This window comes from Microbacterium sp. MAH-37 (assembly GCF_009758255.1).
Lineage (GTDB): Bacteria > Actinomycetota > Actinomycetes > Actinomycetales > Microbacteriaceae > Microbacterium.
Map to the genome: position 1 here is coordinate 271,398 of NZ_WSEN01000006.1, position 20,344 is coordinate 291,741.

The following is a 20,344-nucleotide window of genomic DNA, read 5'->3' on the forward strand; positions in this document are numbered from 1 at the left end:
CCCGCACTGCGGAGGGCACGCCGGCGACGCTGACGGATCGCGCAGAGTGTCGCCCGCGACATCCGAAGCCGGGCACGGGCGAACAGCCGATACCGTGATCGGGTGAACTCCTACCTCGCCGACCTCTTCTCGCTCGCCGGACGCACCGCGCTCGTCACCGGCGGCTCGTCCGGCATCGGCCGCGGCATCGCGACCGCGCTCGCGCGTGCCGGCGCAGCCGTCGTGATCGTGGCGCGCGGCGAGGAGCGGGTCGCTGAGACTGTTCGCGAGCTCACCGAGAGCGGATGCCGCGCTGCAGGCCTTCCCGGCGATCTGAGCACCCGCGAGGGAATCAGCGCCGTCGCCGACGCCGCCTCCGGTCCTTTCGGCCAGCCCGACATCGTCGTGCACTCGGCGGGCATCAACATCCGCCCGCCCTTCGCCGAGATCACCCAGGACGACTGGGACGTCACGATGACCGTGAACGCGCTCGCGCCGTTCCTGCTCGGCCAGCGCTTCGCCCCGGGCATGGCCGAGCGCGGCTTCGGCCGGCTCATCCACATCAGCTCACAGCAGGCGCATCGCGCTTTCGTGCAGAGCGGCGTGTACGGCGTCTCGAAGGGGGCCGTGGAGTCGCTCGTGCGCTCCGAAGCCGAGGCCTGGGGCGGCACCGGAGTGACCAGCAACGCGCTTGTCCCCGGGTTCGTGCTCACCCCGCTGAATGCGCGGCTGCAGCAGGATCCGGCGAAGGTCGCCGAACTCGCCGCCCGCACGGTGATCGGCCGCAACGGCCTGCCGGAGGACTTCGCCGGTGCCGCCGTGTTCCTGGCATCGTCGTCCTCCGGTTACGTCACCGGACAGCACCTGTTCGTCGACGGCGGACTTTCGGTGCACTGACCGGATCGAGGGCGCAGCGTCCGTCCCCCGCTCTTCCCCCGTCCGATCCGCTCCGGGCATACCGGGGGTCGATCTGTGCGTGGCGCCGACGATGCCCGCGGCGGCGCTCAGGCCTCTTCGAGCCCTCGGGTCGCGGTCGAGAGCTGCTCCGCCGCCAGGGAGGCGTAGAGCCCGCCGCGGGCGAGCAGTTCCGCGTGCGTGCCGGACTCGACGATCCGCCCCGCCTCGACCACGTGGATGACGTCGGCGCCGACCACGGTCGAGAGCCGATGCGCGATGGTCAGAGTGGTGCGCCCCCGGGCCGCGGCGTCCAGTGCCTCCTGCACGACGCGCTCCGACACCGTGTCGAGCGCGGAGGTCGCCTCGTCGAGCAGCAGCACGGGCGGGTCCTTCAGCAGCACGCGCGCGATCGCGATGCGCTGCTTCTCGCCACCGGAGAGCCGGTAGCCGCGCTCCCCCACGACCGTGTCGTAGCCGTGCTCGAAGCCACTGATGACGTGGTGGATGTTCGCGGCGCGGCAGGCCGCCTCGATCTCGGCGTCCGTGGCGCCGGGCTTGGCGTAGCTGAGGTTCTCGCGGATCGTCGCGTGGAACAGGTAGGTCTCCTGAGACACGATGCCGATGTCGTCGATGATCGACTCCTGGCGCAGCCGGCGTACGTCCTCCCCCGCGAAGCGCACGGCTCCGCCGGAGACCTCGTACAGTCTCGGCGCGAGGTAGAGGATCGTCGTCTTGCCCGCGCCGCTCGGCCCGACGAACGCGACGTGGGTGCCGGGCTCGGCGGTGAACGAGACGCCGTCGAGCGTGGGCCGCGCCTCGGCCGAGGCATCCGGGTAGCGGAACACGACGTCGTCGAACACGATCCGTCCGCGCGGGCCGGGCGCGTCCGCCGCGTCGATCGCGTCCGGAGCATCCTGGATCTGCGGCACCATGTCGAGGTACTCGAAGATGCGGGCGAAAAGCGCCTTCGACGTCTGCACGTCCAGCGCCACGCGCATCAGGCCCATCAGCGGCATCAGCAGCCGGGCCTGCACCGTGGTGAACGCGACGATCGCGCCGGCCGTGATGTCGCCGCTGCCGCCGGCGACGAAGAGCCCCGCCACGAGGTAGATCACCGCGGGGATCGACGACATCAGCACCTGCACGACGGCGAAGAACCGCTGGCCGCTCATCGCCTGGCGCACCTGCAGCCGCACCTGGTTGCGGTTCTCGTCCTGGTAGCGCTCCGACTCGGTGCGCTGCCGATTGAACGACTTCGACAGCAGGATGCCGGACACGCTGAGCGTCTCCTGCGTGATGCTGGTGAGCTCGGACAGCGACTCCTGGGTCTGCCCGGCGATCCGCGCCCGCACCTGCCCGACCCGGCGCTGGATGATGACGAGGATCGGCATCACGATGATCGCGATGATCGTCAGACGCACATCGATGATCAGCATCGCGACCAGCGAGGCGACCACGGTGACGGTGTTGCCCAGGATGCTGCTGACGGTGTTCGTCAGCACGCCGGCCACGCCGCCGACGTCGTTCTGCAGTCGCGACTGGATGACGCCGGTCTTGGTGCGCGTGAAGAAGCCGAGTTCCATCGCCTGCAGGTGGTCGAAGAGGCGCACGCGCAGGTCGCCGGTCACGGCGTTCCCCACGGTCGATGTCAGCCAGGTCTGCACCACGCCGAGCGCGGCAGACAGCAGGTACAGGCCGATCATCGCCGCCACCAGCCAGGTGAGCAGCGGGATCACCGGTCCGCCGGCGTCTGCGGGGAACAGCGCGTCGTCGAAGATGCGCTGCACGAGCAGCGGCGGGATCACACCGATCGCGGCGAGCAGCACGACGAGGATGCCGGTGATCAGGATGCGCCAGCGATAGGGCGCGAACAGCGTGACGACGCGCCTGCCGAGGCCTTCGATCTTCGGCGCCTCGGCGTTCAGCCGGCGTTGCGCCTCGACGTCGACACCGCGGAATCCGCCACCGCGACCGCCTCCACCACCACCGCGCATGCTCATCGGATCAGCGTACTGCCGGCCGCGACGGGGAACCGGTTCAGGCGGATGTCGCCGTGAAGGGAATGGAATGTCGCCGGCATCCGTTACGCTGAACAACTCTCGCGGAGGTGTTCAGCTTTCCGCATCCATCTCTTTGCGCCTTCACGGAGGAACCTCATGTCTGCTGTCGACACCGGCTCCGTGCCCACCGCCTCGAACGAGGTGATCCCGCGCAAGGACATGGCGGTCATCTGGGTGCTGCTCACCGCCGCCTTCGTCGCGATCCTCAACGAGACCACGATGAACATGGCGATCCCGCACCTCATCACGGATCTGCGCATCTCACCGCTGGCCGCGCAGTGGGTCACCAGCGCGTTCATGCTGACGATGGCCGTCATCATCCCGACCACGGGCTTCCTGCTGCGCCGTTTCACCACGCGGCAGATGTTCATCGGGGCGCTGACGCTGTTCTCGATCGGCACGCTGCTGGCCGCACTCGCCATCGGCTTCCCGATGCTGCTGGGCGCGCGCATCGTGCAGGCGTCCGGCACCGCGATCATGATGCCGCTGCTGATGACGACCCTGATGAACCTGGTCCCGGCCGCCTCCCGCGGCCGGATGATGGGTCGGGTGAGCGTCGTGATGTCGCTGGCTCCGGCGATCGGGCCGACGCTGTCCGGCTTCCTGCTGGACCACTTCTCGTGGCGCTCGATCTTCGTCGTCGTGCTGCCGATCGCACTGGTCGCCCTCTTCATCGGTTGGCGCTGGCTGACGAACGTCGGCGAGACCACCCACGCGCCGATCGACGTCCTCTCCGTCGTGCTCTCGGCGTTCGGCTTCGGCGGCCTCGTGTTCGGCCTCAGCCAGATCGGCGGACTCGGCTCTGGCGTCAGCTGGGCGCCGTTGGCGATCTCGCTGGCTGTCGGCGTGGTCGGACTCGGGCTGTTCCTGCGCCGTCAGGTCGTGCTGCAGCGCGAGGACGACGCCCTGCTCGACCTGCGCATCTTCACCTCCCGCGGCTTCTCGCTGTCGATGGCGCAGATGTTCCTGCTCTCGCTCGCGTTCTTCGGCGCGATCACGGTCATCCCGCTGTTCCTGCAGGACGGCCTCGAGATCGCACCGACGGATGCCGGTCTGGTGATGCTTCCCGGCGCTCTCGCGATGGGTCTGCTCGGTCCGGTGATCGGGCGCATCTACGACGCGCACGGCACCCGCATCCTGCTGATCCCCGGGTCGATCCTCGCCTCCGCAATGCTGTGGTTCTACACGACCCTCGGCACCGGCACCTCGGTGTGGGTGGTGGCCATCGCGCAGACGCTGCTCTCGATCGGCCTCGCGCTGTCGTTCACTCCGCTGTTCACGGCGTCGCTCGCCTCGCTGTCGCCGAAGTTCTACTCCTACGGCAGCGCGGTGATCGGCACCGTGCAGCAGGTCGCGGGAGCGGCGGGCATCGCGGTGATGATGGCCATCTTCACCGCCGTCGCCGCGGTGAACGGCGGTCCCGCCGAGCCTGCGGCCGTCGCGGCCGGATCACGGGTGGCGTTCACGATCGCCGCGGTCATCGCGACGGTCACGATCATCGGTGCGTTCCTGATCCGCAAGCCGGAGGACGACGGCACCGACGCACCCGCTCACGGCGGGCACTGATCAGACGCTGACGGCTACTCTGCGTCCTCTTCGCGCTTCGCGCCGGGGAGGACGCAGTAGCCGTCGACGCACAGGCCCGCGGAGGGATCCGCGGCGCCGATGAGCGTCAGCGGCGCGAGCGGCGACTGCTGCTCGTGCGCGGATTCCGTGGTGCTGCCGTGCGTGGTCATCCCTCGATGGTACGCCTGCCCGCGGATAGGGGCTCCGAAAGCCGTTCCGCAACGGCACGTCACGCAATACAGTGAGATGACCCGAACCCGCCGCGGAACGCCCTTGCGCGGCATCCGTCCCGGCGCGATGGCGCGCCTCGAAAGGAGTCCCGTGAGCACCGTTGCTCCCGGAATCCGCGTCGTCCGGCAGACCCGGCTGCTGACGTGGCTGTTCCTGCTGAACGCCGCGATCCTGACGGTCTATGCCGGATTCATCGTCATCCTGGTGCCCGACCAGGTCGCGGCGATCGATGAGGAGAACAAAGTCGCGAATCTCGCGATCGTGATGACGGCGTCGTCGATCGCGACCATCATCATCCATCCGCTGATCGGCGCACTCTCCGATCGCACCCGTAGCAGACTCGGACGACGCGCACCGTGGATCATCGTGGGCGGCGCCACGGGCGCGCTGTTCACCGTGCTGCTCGCCGGGGCCACCAGCATCTGGGTGCTCTGCCTGTACTGGGTGCTGATGATGCTGTGCGTGAACTCGGTGGCCACCGTCGGCTCGGCCGTCGTCCCCGACCACTTCGTGAAGGAGCGCCTCGGCGTCGCGAGCGCCGTGGTGGCGCTCGGCATCTTCGTGGGGATGGGCGCAGGCGTGGCGCTGGCCGGCATCGCGGTGAACAGCATCGGGATCGGCTACGCCGCGTTCGGCGTGGGATTCATGATCGTGTGCCTGCTGTTCGTCGTGTTCAACCGCGACTTCTCCTCACGCGACCTGGAGCGCGAGCCCTTCTCCTGGCGATCGTTCCTCGCGAGTTTCTGGGTCGACCCGAAGCGGTTCCCCGACTTCTGGTGGGCGTTCGCCGGCCGGTTCTTCCTGATCCTCGCCTACCAGAGCGTGCAGTCATACCTGTTGTACATCCTGCGCGACTACGTCGGGCTCTCGAACTCCGAATCCACGGCGATGAGCACGCCGATCACCGCGGTGATGCTCGTCGGAGCCCTGCTGACGACCTACTTCGTCGGCAGGCTCTCGGATCGCACGGGGCGACGGAAGGCATTCGTCCTCCTGGCGTCCGTCATCATGGCCGTCTCTCTCGTGATCCCCCTGCTCGCGCCGTCGGTCGGCGGCATGTTCGCCCTGGCCGCCGTGTTCGGCGTCGGCTACGGCATCTACATGAGCGTCGACACCGCGCTGATGAACGAGGTGCTCCCGGCGGCCGACCAGGCGGCGAAGGACCTCGGCATCCTGAACATCGCGACCGCGCTGCCGCAGGCTTTCACGCCGGCGCTGGTGGGCGTGCTGATCCTGCTCAGCGGCGGGTACACGGCAGTGTTCGTCGCCGGCATGGTCTTCGCCGTGCTCGGCGCCCTCACCGTGATCCCCATCCGGAGTGTGCGATGACCGCCGTCGACCGAGAGATCGTCGCGCCGGTCGCGCTGCTCACTGCGCAGGGGCTGCAGAACCCGGATGCGATCGGCTGGACGCGCACTCCGCTGATCGACACGGATGCCGTGGGCAGGAGCCCGCGGGGATGGGGACGCACCAAGCGCTGGGAGTACTGGGCGGTCACGACGCCGACGCACATCATCGCGATGACGATCGGCGCGCTGGACTATGCGAACGTGCGCCAGGTGTGGCTGCTCGACAGGGCCACGAAAGAGGAGATCGACGTCTTCGAGATCGGCGCGCTGTCGCGCGGCGTGCAGCTGCCGGGCACGATCGGGCGCGGCTCGGCGACATCGAACGGGCGCCGGGTATCGCTGGAGTTCGCGGACGACGCCGACGGCACGCTCCTGGTGGCCCGCTCCCCGCGCGTGCAGGTCGACATCGTCGCGACCCGCCCACCCGAGCACGAGGCGATGGGCACCGCCGCGCCGTTCAGTCCCTTCCTGGCGGAGTTCACCGTCAAAGACGTCGACCGGCCGGCCCACGGCACGATCACCGTGGACGGGATCGTGCACGAGGTCCCGGCCGGGGCGTCCTGGGCGGTGCTCGACCACCTGCGCGGCCGCCTGCCCTATCGCACTCACTGGAACTGGGGCGCCGGCGCAGGGATGACCGACGGGCGGCGCATCGGCCTGCAGCTGGGCGGCGGCGGTCCGCTCGCGGTGCGGCACGGCGTCTCGCAGAACGCGTTCACCCTCGACGGCCGGGTGCACAAGGTGGCGGGAGCGCTGGAGTGGGACTTCGATCCCGAGGACTGGTCCGCACCGTGGCGGGTCACAGGCGACCGCATGGAGCTGAGGTTCACGTCGTTCCACGTACGTGCTGCCAGGACGCAACTGGTGCTGGTCGGTTCGGTGACCCATCAGTGCTTCGGGCACTACGAAGGGCGGGTGCGCACCGACGCCGGCGAATGGATCCCGGTCGCCGGGATCACGGGCTGGGCGGAGGACGTCCACAACCGCTGGTGAGTCGCCCGTCCAGACCCTTCCGTTCGCCGCCCACCACGAGTACCGTGCCGGGCATGATCATCACTCCTCCCGCCGCCGAGGGCGCAACCGGCAAAGTGGCCGAGATGTATGCGGGCGACATCGACTCCGACGGCTTCGTCTTCGGGCACACCGCGGCGATGGCCACGAACCCCGAGGCGTACACGGCCTTCGAGGCGCTGATCCGCGCCGTCGTGCCCTCGATCGGCATCGGCGTCTACGAGGCGGCGACGCTCGGCGCAGCCCGGGCGATCGGCTCGCCGCACTGCCTGCTCGCTCACGGTCGCAAGGCGCTGCGCGCCGGGGTGGTGGACGAGTCCGGCCTCACCGACTTCGCCCACGGCGACGACAGCGGGTTCTCCGAGGCGGAGCAGGCCGTGATCCGGTACGCCGAACGACTTTCGACCGACCCCGCGTCGATGACGGATGCCGACACGCAGGCTCTGCGCGATGCCGGCTTCATCGATCGCCAGATCGTCGACATCACTCTGGCGGCCGCAGCGCGGAACTACTTCAGCCGGGCCCTGCTCGCCCTGGCCGTGCCGACCGACGAGGTGCCGGGACTCGACCCGGCGATCGCAACGGCGCTGCGAGCCGCGCGATGACGGCGGGCGGCCCCGCTCCCGGCCGCGACGAGACCCCGGAGCATCGCGCCGATCGCAACTGGGACGAGCTCATGCAGGAGCTTCGCGTTATGCAGACCGGTACGCAGATCCTGACCGGGTTCCTGCTCGCCGTCGCCTTCCAGCCGCGGTTCTCCGAACTCGACGAGGTGCAGCGCACGCTGTACGTCGCCCTCGTCGTGGGCGCGGCGACGGCGACCGTGCTGGCCCTGGCGCCGGTGGGCCTGCACCGACTGCTCTTCCAGAAGCACCGGAAGCCGGAGCTCGTGCGGGTCGCCAACCGCCTGGTCAAGGCCGACCTCGTCGTCATCGGCGCGGTCACCGTCGGAGTGACGGCGCTGATCCTCGATGTCACGCTGAACCGGACCGTCGCGGTCGTGGCGGCGATCATCGGCGTGATCGTCGTGCTCGTCCTCTGGGTCGCGCTGCCGATGAAGCTGAAGGGCGACCCTCCGAATCAGGACGCCCGCGACGGCTGACACGTCGGGCAGAGCTGTGCCGAGGCGCCGCCGAACGTGTGATCGACGATGGTGTCGCCGCACACCGGGCAGGACTCCCCCGCTCTGCCATGCACGGCCATCGCGGCGACCTTGGTGCGCTTGAGGCTGTCGGCGGGCACTCCCCGGCGGTCGGCGACCGCGCCGCGCATGATGTCGACGGTCGCCTGGTACAGCCGCACTCTCTCCTCCACCGTGAGCGCCACGGCATGCACCGTCGGCGACAGCCGAGCCCGGTGCAGGATCTCGTCCGAGTACGCGTTGCCGATGCCGGCGACAGAGCGCTGCTCCTGCAGCAGCGCCTTGATCTGCTTCCTCCTGGTCCCCATCGCGCGTTCGAGATCGGCCGGCGCGAAGTCCGGGGAGATCGGGTCGGGGCCGAGGTCGGCGATCCCCGCGACATCCTCCGGTGCGTCCACCACCCAGACCGCGACGGCGAGGAAGTCCCCGGTCTCCGCGATCTCCATCAGCGCGCCGTCGTCGAGCCTGACCGCGGCGACGGCGTAACCGGCGGCATCCGGATCCGGCGTACCACCTGGTCGCCAGCGGATCCAGCCGTTCCGACCGAAACTCAGCACCAGCCACTGCCCGCCCAGGTCGAACCCGAGGTACTTGCCGAAGCGCCGCACGCCGTCGATGCGCGCACCGACGACGGATGAAGGCGGCCGATCCCTGGTCTTCACGATCCGTCGTTCGACGGCGTCGACCGACGCGATCGCGTGGCCGGCCATCCGCTCGTCGAGCTGTTCTGCCAGGGCCTGCACCTCGGGGGATTCGGGCATGCGGCCCATCCTGCCATCCGGTTCCGACGGCCGACAGACGTCGGTGCGGAACGGGCGGATCGCGGGCATCGTACGCGCTGCCTCCGCCCTCCGGTGTGAATCTCGTCAGAGTCCGCGCTGTGCGGTTGAGGATGCGGGCCGAGTGCGGAAACGTGGCCGGGACACCGCGCCGGACGGTGCGGTGACGCCAACCGGAAGGAGAGCGCCATGCTCACCCTGACCGAGAACGCCAGCACGATCGTGACGACCCTCGTCACCCGCCAGACCACCGATCCCGGAGCCGGTCTGCGCATCCACCCCACAGAATCCGGCACGACCGAGGAGCCCCGTTTCATGGTGTCGGTCGCGCCGGCGCCGGAACCCGGCGACGACATCGTCGACTCGGAGGGTACCCGCGTGTTCCTCGAGCACGAGGCCTCCGAGGCACTCACCGACAAGGTGCTCGATGCCGGGGTCGACGAGCAGGGAGCGGTGTCCTTCACCCTCCTGCCGCAGCCGGCCTGAACGTATCACCGGAACCGCCGCCCCCTTCGCGGAGGCGGCGGTTCCGTGCGTCCGTGCCACAGGCCCGTCAGAGCAGGGTCCCGCCGCGCGCTCCCCACGCGATGTCCGCCCTCGCCCCGGCCCGGCCGAGGGCGTGGAACGACAGCAGGCGCGCCCGCGCAGCGGCGGATGCGCCCGGCCCGTCGTGCTCGGCCGCGCACTCCGCCGCGTAGGCCCGCAGCAGGTCGTCCTGCGAGTACAGCCCCGCCTCGGAGCGATGCGCGAGGTGCAGCCTGACGAGCGCCTCCGCGTGGCGGCGCACCACGCGCTCCGGCAGATCGCAGAGCGCGGCGAGCGCAGAGAGGTCGATCTCGGTGCGGGGCAGCAGTCCCAGCATCCGGAAGACCTGGGCGGCCTCGGGCTTCAGCGCGGCGTACGACCAGGAGAGCTCCGCACGGATGTCGGTCGTGGGGCCGTCGTCGGCGTCGAGCAGGTCGAGACGGTCGCGCTCGTCGCACAGCTCGGCGAGAAGTTCCGCCGGGCCCCGTCCGTCCTGCTCGGCGATCCGCTGAGCGGCGATCCGCAGCGCCAGTGGCAGCTCGCCGCACACCCGTGCCAGCTCGCGCACCGCATCGCCGTCCTCGACGGGGATCGGGCCGATCAGCTCTCGGAGCAGCGAGACGGCGTCCGTCGGTGTCAGCGGCGGCACGGGAACCACACGCGCGCCGTCGCGCGCCACCAGACCGGGCAGCGCGTTCCTGCTGGTGATGATGACGGTGCTCGCGCCGCTGCCGACGAGCAGCGGTCGCACCTGCTCGGTCTCGCGGGCGTTGTCGAGCAGCACCAGCATCCGTCGGGCGGCGGCGAGGCTGCGCCAGAGTGCAGCGCGGGCGTGGAGATCGGAGGGTATCCGCTCCGGCAGGTAGCCGAGGGAGGCCAGAAGGGATGCCAGCGCGTCCTCCGCTGCCACCGGTGCGTCGTCGCTGTACCCGCGCAGGTCGATGAAGAGCTGACCGTCAGGGAACGCCGCGCAGTGCCGGTGGGCCCACGCGATCGCCAGCGCGGTCTTGCCGACACCCGCCATCCCCGTGACCACGCGTGGCGCCGACGGGCCGGGCTCCCCGATCAGGCCGATCAGCTCCTGTCGCCCGACGAGCGGCACCTGTGGCGGCAGTTCGGCGGGTGCGGCCAGTACGACGTCCACCGGCCCATCTCCGAGCGCCTGCGCCTGCGCCTTCCGGAGCGCGGGACCCGGGTCCAGACCCAGCTCGTCGCGCAGTGCCACGCGGGTGCGCTCGTAGACGGCGAGCGCGTCCGCAGGGCGGCCGGCCGCGTACAGCGCGCGCATGAGCAGGGCGGCGAACGGCTCGTGCAGCGGCTCACGGTCGAGATCCGTCGCCGCGCGATCGATCACCTCGGCGTTCCGCCCGCACAGCAGTTGCGCCTCGCACCAGAGCTGGATGACCCAACGCCGACGGTCGCTCCAGCGCAGCACCTCCGCGGCGTCGCCGAGTTCAGCGACATCCTCCAGCGGTTCGCCCCGCCACAGCCCGAGCGCCTGTGAGGTGACCTGCACGACCTCGTCCGGCGGCATCCGCTCGCCGCGCAGGCGCGCGGTGAGCCGATCGAACGCGGCGACATCCGACTCGTCCTCCGCGACCTGCAGCCGATAGCCGCCCGGTTCCAGAGTGAGCCGCGCCGGGTCGTCGAGACGTCCGCGAATGCGGTGCACGGCCAGCTGCAGGCGCGACTGCGCCCGCCCCGCGGGACTGTCCGGCCACACGCCGTCGGCGAGCGCATCGACAGGAACGGACCTGTTCACGCGCAGCAGGAGCGTCGCCAGCACGAGTCGCTGTACCCGTCCCGGTGGTGTGACATCGGCCCCGTCGCAGTCGACGCGCAATGGACCGAGGGTCTCGAATCTCACGCTTCCCCCCGAAAGCAGGTCTCCCGGCACATCCCGCTGCAAGGGGACGGAAAGTGCCGTGAAACCGGAAGCCATCATCATAGGTCGGCATCGGGGGATGCACCACCGGTACCGGGGGGATGGGTCGTATGCCGAGTGTGGAGATGCTGCTGGCGTTCGCCGGCACGTCATTGCTGATCGCCGGGGTCCCAGGACCGTCCGTCGCCTATGTCGTCGCGCGCAGCGCGCAGCACGGTACGGCGGCCGGACTGTTCTCGATGATGGGGCTGGGCACGGGCGTGGTCGTGCACACCGGGATGGCCGCGGCGGGGGTCGCGGCGCTGATCGCGCTCGTGCCCATGGGGCTGGAGATCGTCGGCTGGGCCGGGGCCGGATACCTTGCCTGGCTCGCCGTGCACACGCTCCGGGCACGAAGCGCCGAGCAGCATGACGACGGCACGATCGCGGTCCCGCAGCGCGGGCGCCTGTTCCTGGACGGGCTCCTGGTCGATGTCCTCAACCCGAAGACGGCGCTGTTCTTCATCGCCTTCCTGCCGCAGTTCGTCCGCCCCGAGCGCGGGCCCTCCGCGCTGCAGCTGGGAGTGCTGGGACTGCTGTACATGCTCATCGCCGTGACGTGTTACAGCACCTATGCGGTGCTCGCCGGACGACTGACCGTGCGTCTGCGCGGCTCCGCCAGCATCCGGAACCGGCTCGCGTTCGTGACCGCGGGGATCTACCTCGTGCTGGCGGTCGTCGTGCTGGTGGTGTGAGGCTCGTCCACCCGCACGCGTGCCGGATGCGAGTACACGTTCATCGTCCGCTCGCGCAGGAACCCGACCAGGGTCAGACCGCGCTCCTCGGCGAGCTCCGCGGCGAGCGAGGACGGTGCCGACACGGCGGCGAGGATCGGGATGCCGGCCATCACGGCCTTCTGCGCGAGCTCGAAGCTCGCCCGGCCGGAGACCTGCAGCACCGTGCCGCTCAGCGGCAGCCGGTCGTTCAGCACCGCCCAGCCGATCACCTTGTCGACGGCGTTGTGCCGCCCGACGTCCTCGCGGAGCACCAGCATCTCACCGGTCGCGGCGTCGAAGAGCGCGGCGGCGTGCAGCCCGCCGGTCTTGTCGAATGCCTCCTGCTGCGCGCGCAGCAGATCGGGGAGGGCGGCGAGCGTCTCGGCGTCTACGGCCGCGTCGTCGGATGCCACGTCGTAGCGCGACATCGTCGCGATCTGATCGATGCTGGCCTTGCCGCACACCCCGCAGGAGCTCGTCGTGTAGAACGCGCGGGCCTGTTCCCCCGACGGCGGGGTGATCCAGGGCGCCAGCGCGACGTCGAGCACGTTGTAGGTGTTCTCCGCACCGCCGGTGCCCGGCCCGCCGCAGTGGATCGCCGAGCGGAACTCGGAGCCTTGGGCGATGATCCCCTCCGACACGAGGAACCCCGCGGCGAGCTCCACATCGTGCCCAGGGGTGCGCATGGTGACGGCGAGTGGTGCACCGGCGACGCGGATCTCGAGCGGCTCCTCGACGGCGAGCGTGTCGGCACGACGCCGCGTCCCCGTGTCCAGCGCGACCCTCAGCACCGAGCGTCTCGTGGTGATCCGTCCCATCGTCCGAGGCTACCCCTGCGCCGGATCGTCGCCCAGAGCGGCGAGCAGCTCCGCCGACGGCGCGAAGAACGTCGTTCCGGTGAGCGGGGTCGAGAAATCGAGCAGTCTGTCGTGCAGCCCGGGCGGATCGCCGATGAACATGCGCTCCAGCATCCGCTCCAGCACCCACAGCCGGCGGGTGTACCCGATGAAGTAAGTGCCGTACTCGCCGTGCGCCGGGCGCGCGAACGGCATGTTGTCCCGCAGGATGTCGTGCTCTCCGTCCTCGTCCTCGATCGTGGCGAGGGTCTTGTGCGCCTTCTGGGCGTCGGCCGCGGCATCCGGCAGCTCGACGTTGTCGGCCTTGCGCCGACCCATGATCGCCTCCTGCTGCTCGGTGCTCAGCGCCTGCCAGAGCGACAGCGGATGCGTGTACTTCTGCACGACCACATAACTGCCACCGCGGTACGCCGGATCCTCGTCGCCGATCAGCGTCGACTCCGGCAGGCCGGGACCGACCGGATTGGCGGTGCCGTCGATGAAGCCGAGCAGATCGCGGGCGTCGAAGTAGCGGAAGCCGGACACCTCGTCGACGGCGCGGACCGCGTCGCCCAGCTGGTCGAGCAGCAGGCGCTCGAACTCGACGCACAGGTCGGCGCGGTCGGCGCGGATGTGGAACAGCAGATCGCCCGGCGTGGCGACGGCGGTGTGCTTCTCGCCCCTGATCTCGCGGAACGGATGCAATTCCGCCGGATGCGGCCGACCGGTCAACTGCGCCCAGATGTCACTGCCGATCCCGACCGTGCAGGACAGCAGCGCCGAGGGATCGCGGAAACCGACGGTCTTGAGCAGATCGTCGATGCCCGTGACGGCGTCGCGGACGGTGTCCATCGCACCGTCGCCGTCCGTCACGGTGAGCACGAGGAACACCGTCGCCCTGCTCAGCGGTGCATCGATCTGCTGAGGTCCGCCGCTCATGCCTCGGCCCCGTCGAGCACCTGCTGCAGCACGGTCGCCTCACTGATGTCGTCACGCTTCGAGGCCGTCAGCAGTGTGAGCGTCCCCTCCGCGGCGAGCGCGCGCAGCGATGCCAGCGCCTCCGCGTGCTCCGGGTCGTCGAGCTCGGTGCGGTAGCGCCTCGCGAACTCCTCGAACTTCGCAGGATCGTGCGCGTACCATTTGCGCAGCTCGGTCGAAGGCGCGACGTCCTTGCACCAGTCGTCGAGCTCTGCGCGCTCCTTGCTGATCCCGCGGGGCCAGAGCCGATCGACCAGCACCCGCTTGCCGTCCGTGGGTTCCGGGTCGTCGTAGATCCGCCGCACCTGCACCTTCACCGTCATCGCGCCTCCTCGTCCCCTCCACAGTGTGCCACTCCGTCACGACCTCGGTGCGGCCCTGGGTGCGACGCCGAACCGGGCGTAGGGTCGAGCGTGACGGAAGGACGGCGATGATGACGGACACGGCACCGGGAGCCCCTGGCGGCGGCGAGCAGAGCAGCGGCACCGCGCTCGGACTGATGCCCGATCGACCGCGACAGGGCGGCTTCGGCCCCGCCACCGACCGGTCCTGGTCGAGCTCGCCGTATCGGCATCCGGCCGCGGGCTGGGGGGCCGCGCTCTCGGTGGGCGAGGTGCTGGTGCGACAGCAGCAGCCGGTGCTGGGCACGAGGGCGATGTTCATCATGAACCACCCCACCCGCGGTTTCGACTGCCCGGGCTGCGCCTGGCCGGACGACAAGGGCGTACGACTGGACATCTGCGAGAACGGAATCAAGCACGTCACATGGGAGATGACGCGCAAGCGCGTGGATCGCAAGTTCTTCGCCGCGCACACGGTGACCGAGCTCGCGGAGTGGACCGACTTCGCCCTCGAGGACCAGGGCCGTCTCACCGAGCCCATGGTCTACGACGCCGAGACCGACCGCTACGTGCCGATCCGGTGGCACGAGGCGTTCGCTCTGATCGGCGCGGAGCTGCGGGCGCTCGAGAGCCCCGACCAGGCGACGTTCTACACCTCAGGACGGCTCAGCAACGAGGCGTCCTTCCTCTACCAGCTCATGGTGCGCGAGTACGGCACGAACAACCTGCCGGACTGCTCGAACATGTGCCATGAGGCGTCCGGGCGTGCGCTCACGGCCTCGATCGCGACCGGCAAGGGCACCGCCGACCTGGAGGACTGGGAGCAGTGCGACGCCCTGTTCGTGCTCGGCGTCAACGCCGCGTCCAACGCCCCTCGCATGCTCACCTCGCTCGCCGAAGCGGTCGACCGCGGAGCGCAGGTCGTGCATGTGAACCCGCTCGTCGAGGCCGCCTCCACCCGCACGATCGTCCCGCACGAGATCCTCGACATGGCGAGGTTCAAGACCACCGGGACCAGCACCGACAGCCTTCAGGTGCGCCCAGGCGGCGACCTGGCGCTGATCCGCGGGATGGCCAAGGTCGTCTTCGAGGTCGCACGCGACGACCCGGGTGTGCTCGACGTCGCCTTCCTCGAGATGTACACGTCCGGACTCGAGGAGTATCGGGCCATCGTCGAGGAGACGACCTGGGGCGAACTGGTGGAGCAGTCCGGGCTGACCGAGAGCGACATCCGTCGCGCGGCCGGCATCTATCTCGCATCCGAGCGCACGGTGATCAGCTGGTGCCTCGGCGTCAGTCAGCACGAGCACGGCGTCGACACCGTGCGCGAGATCGTGAACCTGCTGATGCTGCGCGGCAACATCGGCCGGCCGGGCACCGGTCCCTCACCCGTGCGCGGGCACAGCAACGTGCAGGGCAACCGCACCTGCGGCATCAACCACAACCCCACCGAGGCGTTCCTGGAGCGACTCGACGAGGTCTGCGGCATCCGCTCGCCGCGCGGGCGCGGACTCGACACGGTGCACACGGTGGCCGCGATGCACGCCGGCGCGGTGAAGGTGTTCGTCGGCATGGGCGGCAACTTCGTGCGCGCGGCTCCGGACACGCCGTTCACCGCAGCCGGCCTGCGACAGTGCAACCTCACCGTGCACGTGAGCACCAAGCTCAACCGGAGCCATCTCGTCCACGGCACGAAGGCGTTGATCCTGCCGTGCCTGGGCCGCACCGAGAAGGATGAGCAGCGCACCGGTGCACAGGGCATCTCCACCGAGGATGCGATGAGCTCGGTGCAGCTGTCGGTCGGCGCGCGCCGGCCCGCCTCGCCCCAGCTGCTCAGCGAGCCGGCGATCATCGCCGGCATCGCGCGGGCGACGATGCCCGAGAGCAGCACGCCGTGGGAGGGATACGTCGCGGACTACGACACCATCCGCGACGTGATGGCGCAGGTACTGCCTGGGTTCGAGGGCTTCAACGAGCTGGTCCGGCAGCCGTACGGATTCCGCATCCCGCAGCCCGCCCGGGAACGAGACTTCCGCACGCCGTCGGGCAAGGCCGAGTTCTCGCACGCGCCGCTGCCGGACGTCATCCCGGAGGACGCCGACGTGCTTGTCCTGCAGACCATGCGGTCTCACGACCAGTGGAACACCACGATCTACTCGAACGACGACCGTTATCGCGGGGTCAAGAACATCCGCGAGCTGATCCTGATGAACCGACGCGACATGCGCGCTCGCGGCCTCGCCGAGGGTGCCCTGGTCGACATCGTCTCCACCTCGAAGGACGGATCGCAGCGCACAGTGCGCGGCTTCCGGGCGTTGGAGTACGACATGCCGCGCGGCAGTGCCGCCGGGTACATGCCAGAGCTGAACGTGCTGATCGGCGCGGCCGACTTCAGCGTGCAGAGCGACCAGCCGCTGATGAAGAGCATCCGCGTACGCGTGACGCCGGCCGTCTGATCTCACCCGTGCGGAGCATCCGGTTCACCCGCCCGGGTGATCCGCCGCGGCACGCACCGGGCTTGGCTGTGAGCATGACCGAGATCGCAGAACGCTCCCCCGTGACGCCCTCGCCGGCGACTGCACCCCGAGTGGCCAGGCCGCTCACCATGCTGACGCTGCTCTGGCTGGCCGGCTACGCCATCGCACGGGCCGTGCTCGTGGTCGTGGACCCTCGGATGCCGCTCTCCGCCGTGGGGTCGGATCTGCTCGTCGTCACGGGGTGGTCGAGCGTCGCGATGCCGATGCTCGCGTTCGCGGCTGTCGCCGTGCAGGCCGCGGCGGCTCACCGTCCAGCGGCCGTGCTGCGCTGGTCGGCCGTCGTGGCGGGTGCCCTCGCCGCCGCCTCGATGATGGTCTCGGCCGCACTGATCCTGCTCGACCTCGTCGGCGGCATCCTGCCGGGTCTCGGCGTGGTGTTCTTCCCCCTGGGAACCCTGATCAGGACGGCCTGCGTCGTGGCTGCGGCACTCACCGCCGCGCACACCTGGCGGTTCTGGAGCGTGACCAGGCCCGCGAGCGTCGCTCGGCGGCGCCCCGCCCGCACACCCGCGTGGGTGGTCGCGGCAGGCTACGCGGCGGTGGCTGCGTGCCTGACCCGCCTGGGTGCGCAGCTGTTCGTGGGCATGGACCGGACGCCGTTCGCCGCGACACCGGCATCCGTCCTGTTCGAGATCGGATTCCTTCTCGCCGGCATCCTGCTGCCGCTCGCCCTCGTGCACCGCTGGGGTCGGATCTGGCCCGGCTGGGTGCCGTGGCTGCGCGGGCGCAGGGTGCCGAGGATGCTGCTCATCAGCTGCGGCGGCATCCTGAGCGTCACGATGATCGCCTATTTCGGCATGATGACCGTGCAGATGGTCGTCGAGCGGATGCACGGACGCAACCCCTTCCCGCCTTCGGGCGGCCTGGACCTGCCCGAGGCGTTCTTCTGGGTCTCGGTTCCCGCGTATCTGATCTGGGGCGTCGGCCTCGCGATCGGCACGATCAGCTACGCGCGGATCACCGCGCCGGGGCGAACATCCTGACCGTCAGTCCCAGTCGAGATATTCCTCGATGACGACGGCGGTCTCGATCGGGTGCGTCATCGGGAAGAAGTGGTCGGCGCCCTGGATGCTGGTGATGCTGGCGCGATCGGTGGCCGTCGCCTGCAGGGCGACGCCGTTCGCCGGCGGGGTGACGACGTCCTCGGTGCCCTGGATGATGAGGATCGGGATGGCGGGGGCGAGCGGGGTCTCGTCCTCCTCGACGCCGAGCAGCAGCAGGCCGTTCACACGATCGGTGTGCTCGCCGGCGAAGGCGCGCGCCACGGTGCCACCGGCGCCGTGGCCGCCGATCCAGGCGTCCTCGAGTCCGACGTGGTCCATCACCGCGAGCGCGTCCTCGACGCGCTCCGCCACGGTGCTGTCCTCGGAGCGGGCGCCCACGCGCAGCACGCGGAAGCCGGCCTCCTCGGCGAGGTAGTGCCCGACCGAGCCGAGGGCTCCGCCGTCCATGCCGACACCCGGGATGAGGACCAGCGCGACCGGACCGGGGCCCTCGTCGACGTAGGAGACAGAGCGGCCGTCCGCCTCGAAGATGCTGTTCTCTGCCACGGGTGCTCCTCCTGGTGCCGTTCGGGATGTGCCTGAACAACCCTACTTGCCTCTGCCGGGTCGTCCCAGGCGGCTCGTTAGGCTGGGAGAGCATGTACCCGATGAAAGCGACAGACTCCTGACTTCCTCCCCGCAGCACGCGCCCGTCGACGATCCCCGAAACGCTCTCGTCCGTTATCTGACCAAGGCCTCCGGCTACTACGTCGCCGAGGCCATCGGCCTGTTCGCGGCCAAACTCGCCTCGCTGATGCTCGCGGGCGTCCTCGTCTGGGCGATCTTCATGGGCTTCGAGGAGATCGAGAACGTCTTCGCCGGAATCATCCTGTGCGCGTTCCTGATCCCGTGCATCATCGCGTGCGTGTGGATCGGGTTGTTCATGTTCACCGCCCCGATGCTCGACCGCCTGCGGGCGGCGAAGCTGTTCCGGCGGGTCCGTGGCGGCGACCGGGACGGGAACACCGCACCGGCTCCCCTACCGGCCGACGCGCTGCTCTCGAACCGGCGCGCCCAGGGCCTGCTGCTCCAGCGTACGGCGGCCTTCCTGGTGCTCGGCCTGCCCACGGCGGTCTTCATCGGCTACTGTCTGCTGGCCTACCTGAACGAACTGCAGCAGCTGCTGTTCGGCCCGCCATCGGTCCGGTCCTGGGACTGGCGAGCACCCTCGAACCTCACCCCGCTCGGCGAGGTGATCTTCACCGACGACAACCTCGGGCTGCTGATCCTCGTGCCGTCGATCTCAGCGATCTTCCTGGTCGCCGGGATCTCGCTCGCGGTCTTCGCCCTCCCGCTGCTCACCAGGCGCGAGGCCGATGCGATCGACCTGGCGGTCACGGACTCGGGCGTCACCGTGCGCGGCGGGCTGGCGATCGACTGGGATGACATCGCCGAGATCATGGTCATCCAGGACACGCGAGCCGGCGCGGTGTTCGGTCAGCGTCGGGAACGTGCGATCATCCAGCCGCGCGCCGTGATCAACCTGACCTACTTCCCGCATCACTCCCGCACTCGGATCGTGTTCATCCCGCGCGACTTCCCCGGTCTCCTGGCGCGGGCTGGACGATCTCGCAGCCTGCACGCGGACCGCGCGCTCGACTACGGGTACGCCCTCGCCGATCTCTGGCTGCACGAGCCGGATGACGTCGACGAGGTCTGCGGCGAGCTCACCCGCATCGCCCGCCGCACGCGCATCACTCTGACCAGGCACGAGCGCGGCACGAACATGAAGGACTACCTGGAGGGCTCACCAGGATGGCTCGGCGGGCTCTTCACCCGTTGACAGGCGGTCAGACGGCGGCCCCCACTGCAGCGCTCCGGGCATCCCAGTCGCGCCGCAGCAGGCCGTAGACCCACGAGTCCGAGACGACGCCGTCGACGATGCAGTCCTCGCGCAGCGTGCCCTCGTGCACGAAACCGAGCTTCTCGAGCACCCGCGCGGATGCCGGGTTGCGGGTGTCGGCCTCGGACTGGACGCGGTTCAGGTCGAAGGCGTCGAAGGCCCACCCGAGGAGAGCCTCGGATGCCTCGGTCGCATAGCCGTGGCCCCAGGCCTCCTGCTTCAGGACGTAGCCGAGAGAGGCGCTCCGGAAGTCCCCGTCCCATTCGCCGAACGTCGCCCAACCGAGGAACACCCCGTCGACCCTGCTCTCGATCGCGACCCGCGCACCGGTGCCCTCCTCCGCCACTCGGCGGCACTTGTCGAGGAACCGGGCGATGTTCGCCCGATCCGTCCAGGGCGACGAGTCCCAGTAGCGCAGTACCTCGGCGTCGCTCATCAGCGCGAAGAGCTCTTCGCCGTCGGAATCCGTGAACGGGCGCAGCCGCAGCCGCTCGGTCTCGAGGACGGGGGTGGGAACAGTCATCGTGTCATCGTCGCATGATCCCCGTTCGATCCGCCGGGGTACATTACCGAGATCAGGTTGCAATC

20 protein-coding genes are annotated in these 20,344 nt (G+C 69.8%); 11 read left to right on the forward strand and 9 right to left on the reverse strand.

Annotated features, from left to right (window positions below):
* Positions 1 to 102: 102 nt before the first annotated feature.
* Entirely contained in the window at positions 103 to 876 is a 774-nt protein-coding gene (locus GON06_RS07110; protein WP_332837249.1) for an SDR family NAD(P)-dependent oxidoreductase, read from the forward strand.
* Positions 877 to 983: 107 nt separating this feature from the next.
* Here GON06_RS07110 and GON06_RS07115 read toward each other — a convergent pair whose 3' ends face one another.
* Positions 984 to 2,870: an ABC transporter ATP-binding protein gene (locus tag GON06_RS07115; protein WP_157311804.1), complete on the reverse strand. Its 1,887-nt coding sequence runs from the start codon at positions 2,868 to 2,870 to the stop codon at positions 984 to 986.
* A gap of 162 nt (positions 2,871 to 3,032) precedes the next feature.
* On the opposite strand from GON06_RS07115, the gene GON06_RS07120 reads away from it, so the two are divergent.
* On the forward strand, positions 3,033 to 4,502 hold the full coding sequence (locus GON06_RS07120; protein WP_157311590.1) for an MDR family MFS transporter: 1,470 nt from the start codon (positions 3,033 to 3,035) through the stop codon (positions 4,500 to 4,502).
* A 14-nt stretch (positions 4,503 to 4,516) separates the two neighbouring features.
* Here GON06_RS07120 and GON06_RS07125 read toward each other — a convergent pair whose 3' ends face one another.
* The gene (locus tag GON06_RS07125; RefSeq protein ID WP_157311591.1) at positions 4,517 to 4,672 is read right to left on the reverse strand and encodes a hypothetical protein; all 156 of its coding nucleotides are present in this window, start codon (positions 4,670 to 4,672) and stop codon (positions 4,517 to 4,519) included.
* Between the two features lie 151 nt (positions 4,673 to 4,823).
* Here GON06_RS07125 and GON06_RS07130 point away from each other — a divergent pair, with 151 nt between their 5' ends.
* The 4 genes from GON06_RS07130 to GON06_RS07145 are packed head-to-tail and all read left to right on the forward strand — an operon-like array spanning position 4,824 to position 8,195.
* Complete coding sequence (locus GON06_RS07130; protein ID WP_157311592.1) at positions 4,824 to 6,062, forward strand: MFS transporter; 1,239 nt, start codon at positions 4,824 to 4,826, stop codon at positions 6,060 to 6,062.
* The gene (locus tag GON06_RS07135) at positions 6,059 to 7,075 is read left to right on the forward strand and encodes a DUF2804 domain-containing protein (RefSeq protein WP_157311593.1); all 1,017 of its coding nucleotides are present in this window, start codon (positions 6,059 to 6,061) and stop codon (positions 7,073 to 7,075) included. Before GON06_RS07130 ends, GON06_RS07135 begins: the two co-directional genes overlap by 4 nt.
* A gap of 53 nt (positions 7,076 to 7,128) precedes the next feature.
* Positions 7,129 to 7,698: a carboxymuconolactone decarboxylase family protein gene (locus GON06_RS07140; RefSeq protein ID WP_157311594.1), complete on the forward strand. Its 570-nt coding sequence runs from the start codon at positions 7,129 to 7,131 to the stop codon at positions 7,696 to 7,698.
* Positions 7,695 to 8,195, forward strand: coding sequence for a DUF6328 family protein (locus GON06_RS07145; protein ID WP_157311595.1), 501 nt, complete (start codon positions 7,695 to 7,697; stop codon positions 8,193 to 8,195). The genes GON06_RS07140 and GON06_RS07145 overlap by 4 nt, the downstream gene beginning before the upstream one ends.
* Here GON06_RS07145 and GON06_RS07150 read toward each other — a convergent pair.
* Positions 8,174 to 8,995: an Fpg/Nei family DNA glycosylase gene (locus GON06_RS07150; protein WP_157311596.1), complete on the reverse strand. Its 822-nt coding sequence runs from the start codon at positions 8,993 to 8,995 to the stop codon at positions 8,174 to 8,176. The genes GON06_RS07145 and GON06_RS07150 overlap by 22 nt on opposite strands.
* 207 nt (positions 8,996 to 9,202) lie before the next feature.
* Between GON06_RS07150 and GON06_RS07155 the strand changes: the two genes are divergently transcribed.
* Positions 9,203 to 9,499 carry a Fe-S cluster assembly protein HesB gene (locus tag GON06_RS07155; RefSeq protein ID WP_116240918.1) on the forward strand — a complete coding sequence of 99 codons (297 nt, stop codon included), beginning with the start codon at positions 9,203 to 9,205 and terminating at the stop codon, positions 9,497 to 9,499.
* A gap of 67 nt (positions 9,500 to 9,566) precedes the next feature.
* On the opposite strand, the gene GON06_RS07160 is transcribed toward GON06_RS07155, so the two are convergent.
* Positions 9,567 to 11,405: an AfsR/SARP family transcriptional regulator gene (locus GON06_RS07160; RefSeq protein ID WP_198346637.1), complete on the reverse strand. Its 1,839-nt coding sequence runs from the start codon at positions 11,403 to 11,405 to the stop codon at positions 9,567 to 9,569.
* A gap of 128 nt (positions 11,406 to 11,533) precedes the next feature.
* Here GON06_RS07160 and GON06_RS07165 point away from each other — a divergent pair, with 128 nt between their 5' ends.
* Positions 11,534 to 12,157 (forward strand): LysE family translocator, encoded by a 624-nt coding sequence (locus GON06_RS07165; RefSeq protein ID WP_157311598.1) that lies wholly within the window; start codon positions 11,534 to 11,536, stop codon positions 12,155 to 12,157.
* Here the strand turns inward: GON06_RS07165 and fdhD are convergent.
* From fdhD to GON06_RS07180, 3 genes are read right to left on the reverse strand one after another with little or no spacing between them, the layout of a single operon-like run.
* On the reverse strand, positions 12,121 to 12,996 hold the full coding sequence (gene fdhD, locus GON06_RS07170; RefSeq protein WP_157311599.1) for a formate dehydrogenase accessory sulfurtransferase FdhD: 876 nt from the start codon (positions 12,994 to 12,996) through the stop codon (positions 12,121 to 12,123). The genes GON06_RS07165 and fdhD overlap by 37 nt on opposite strands.
* A 9-nt stretch (positions 12,997 to 13,005) precedes the next feature.
* Positions 13,006 to 13,953 (reverse strand): Dyp-type peroxidase, encoded by a 948-nt coding sequence (locus GON06_RS07175; RefSeq protein ID WP_157311600.1) that lies wholly within the window; start codon positions 13,951 to 13,953, stop codon positions 13,006 to 13,008.
* On the reverse strand, positions 13,950 to 14,315 hold the full coding sequence (locus GON06_RS07180) for a DUF488 domain-containing protein (protein WP_157311601.1): 366 nt from the start codon (positions 14,313 to 14,315) through the stop codon (positions 13,950 to 13,952). The genes GON06_RS07175 and GON06_RS07180 overlap by 4 nt, the downstream gene beginning before the upstream one ends.
* A 110-nt stretch (positions 14,316 to 14,425) precedes the next feature.
* Here GON06_RS07180 and GON06_RS07185 point away from each other — a divergent pair, with 110 nt between their 5' ends.
* Positions 14,426 to 16,789: an FdhF/YdeP family oxidoreductase gene (locus GON06_RS07185; RefSeq protein ID WP_198346638.1), complete on the forward strand. Its 2,364-nt coding sequence runs from the start codon at positions 14,426 to 14,428 to the stop codon at positions 16,787 to 16,789.
* 74 nt (positions 16,790 to 16,863) lie between these two features.
* Positions 16,864 to 17,853 carry a hypothetical protein gene (locus tag GON06_RS07190; RefSeq protein ID WP_157311602.1) on the forward strand — a complete coding sequence of 330 codons (990 nt, stop codon included), beginning with the start codon at positions 16,864 to 16,866 and terminating at the stop codon, positions 17,851 to 17,853.
* Positions 17,854 to 17,856: 3 nt separating this feature from the next.
* On the opposite strand, the gene GON06_RS07195 is transcribed toward GON06_RS07190, so the two are convergent.
* Positions 17,857 to 18,420 carry an alpha/beta fold hydrolase gene (locus GON06_RS07195; RefSeq protein ID WP_332837250.1) on the reverse strand — a complete coding sequence of 188 codons (564 nt, stop codon included), beginning with the start codon at positions 18,418 to 18,420 and terminating at the stop codon, positions 17,857 to 17,859.
* 247 nt (positions 18,421 to 18,667) lie between these two features.
* Between GON06_RS07195 and GON06_RS07200 the strand changes: the two genes are divergently transcribed.
* The gene (locus tag GON06_RS07200; RefSeq protein WP_157311603.1) at positions 18,668 to 19,696 is read left to right on the forward strand and encodes a hypothetical protein; all 1,029 of its coding nucleotides are present in this window, start codon (positions 18,668 to 18,670) and stop codon (positions 19,694 to 19,696) included.
* A 7-nt stretch (positions 19,697 to 19,703) separates the two neighbouring features.
* Here GON06_RS07200 and GON06_RS07205 read toward each other — a convergent pair whose 3' ends face one another.
* A complete protein-coding gene (locus tag GON06_RS07205) occupies positions 19,704 to 20,279 on the reverse strand; it encodes a GNAT family N-acetyltransferase (protein ID WP_157311604.1) in 576 nt (191 codons plus the stop codon).
* Positions 20,280 to 20,344 lie beyond the last annotated feature (65 nt).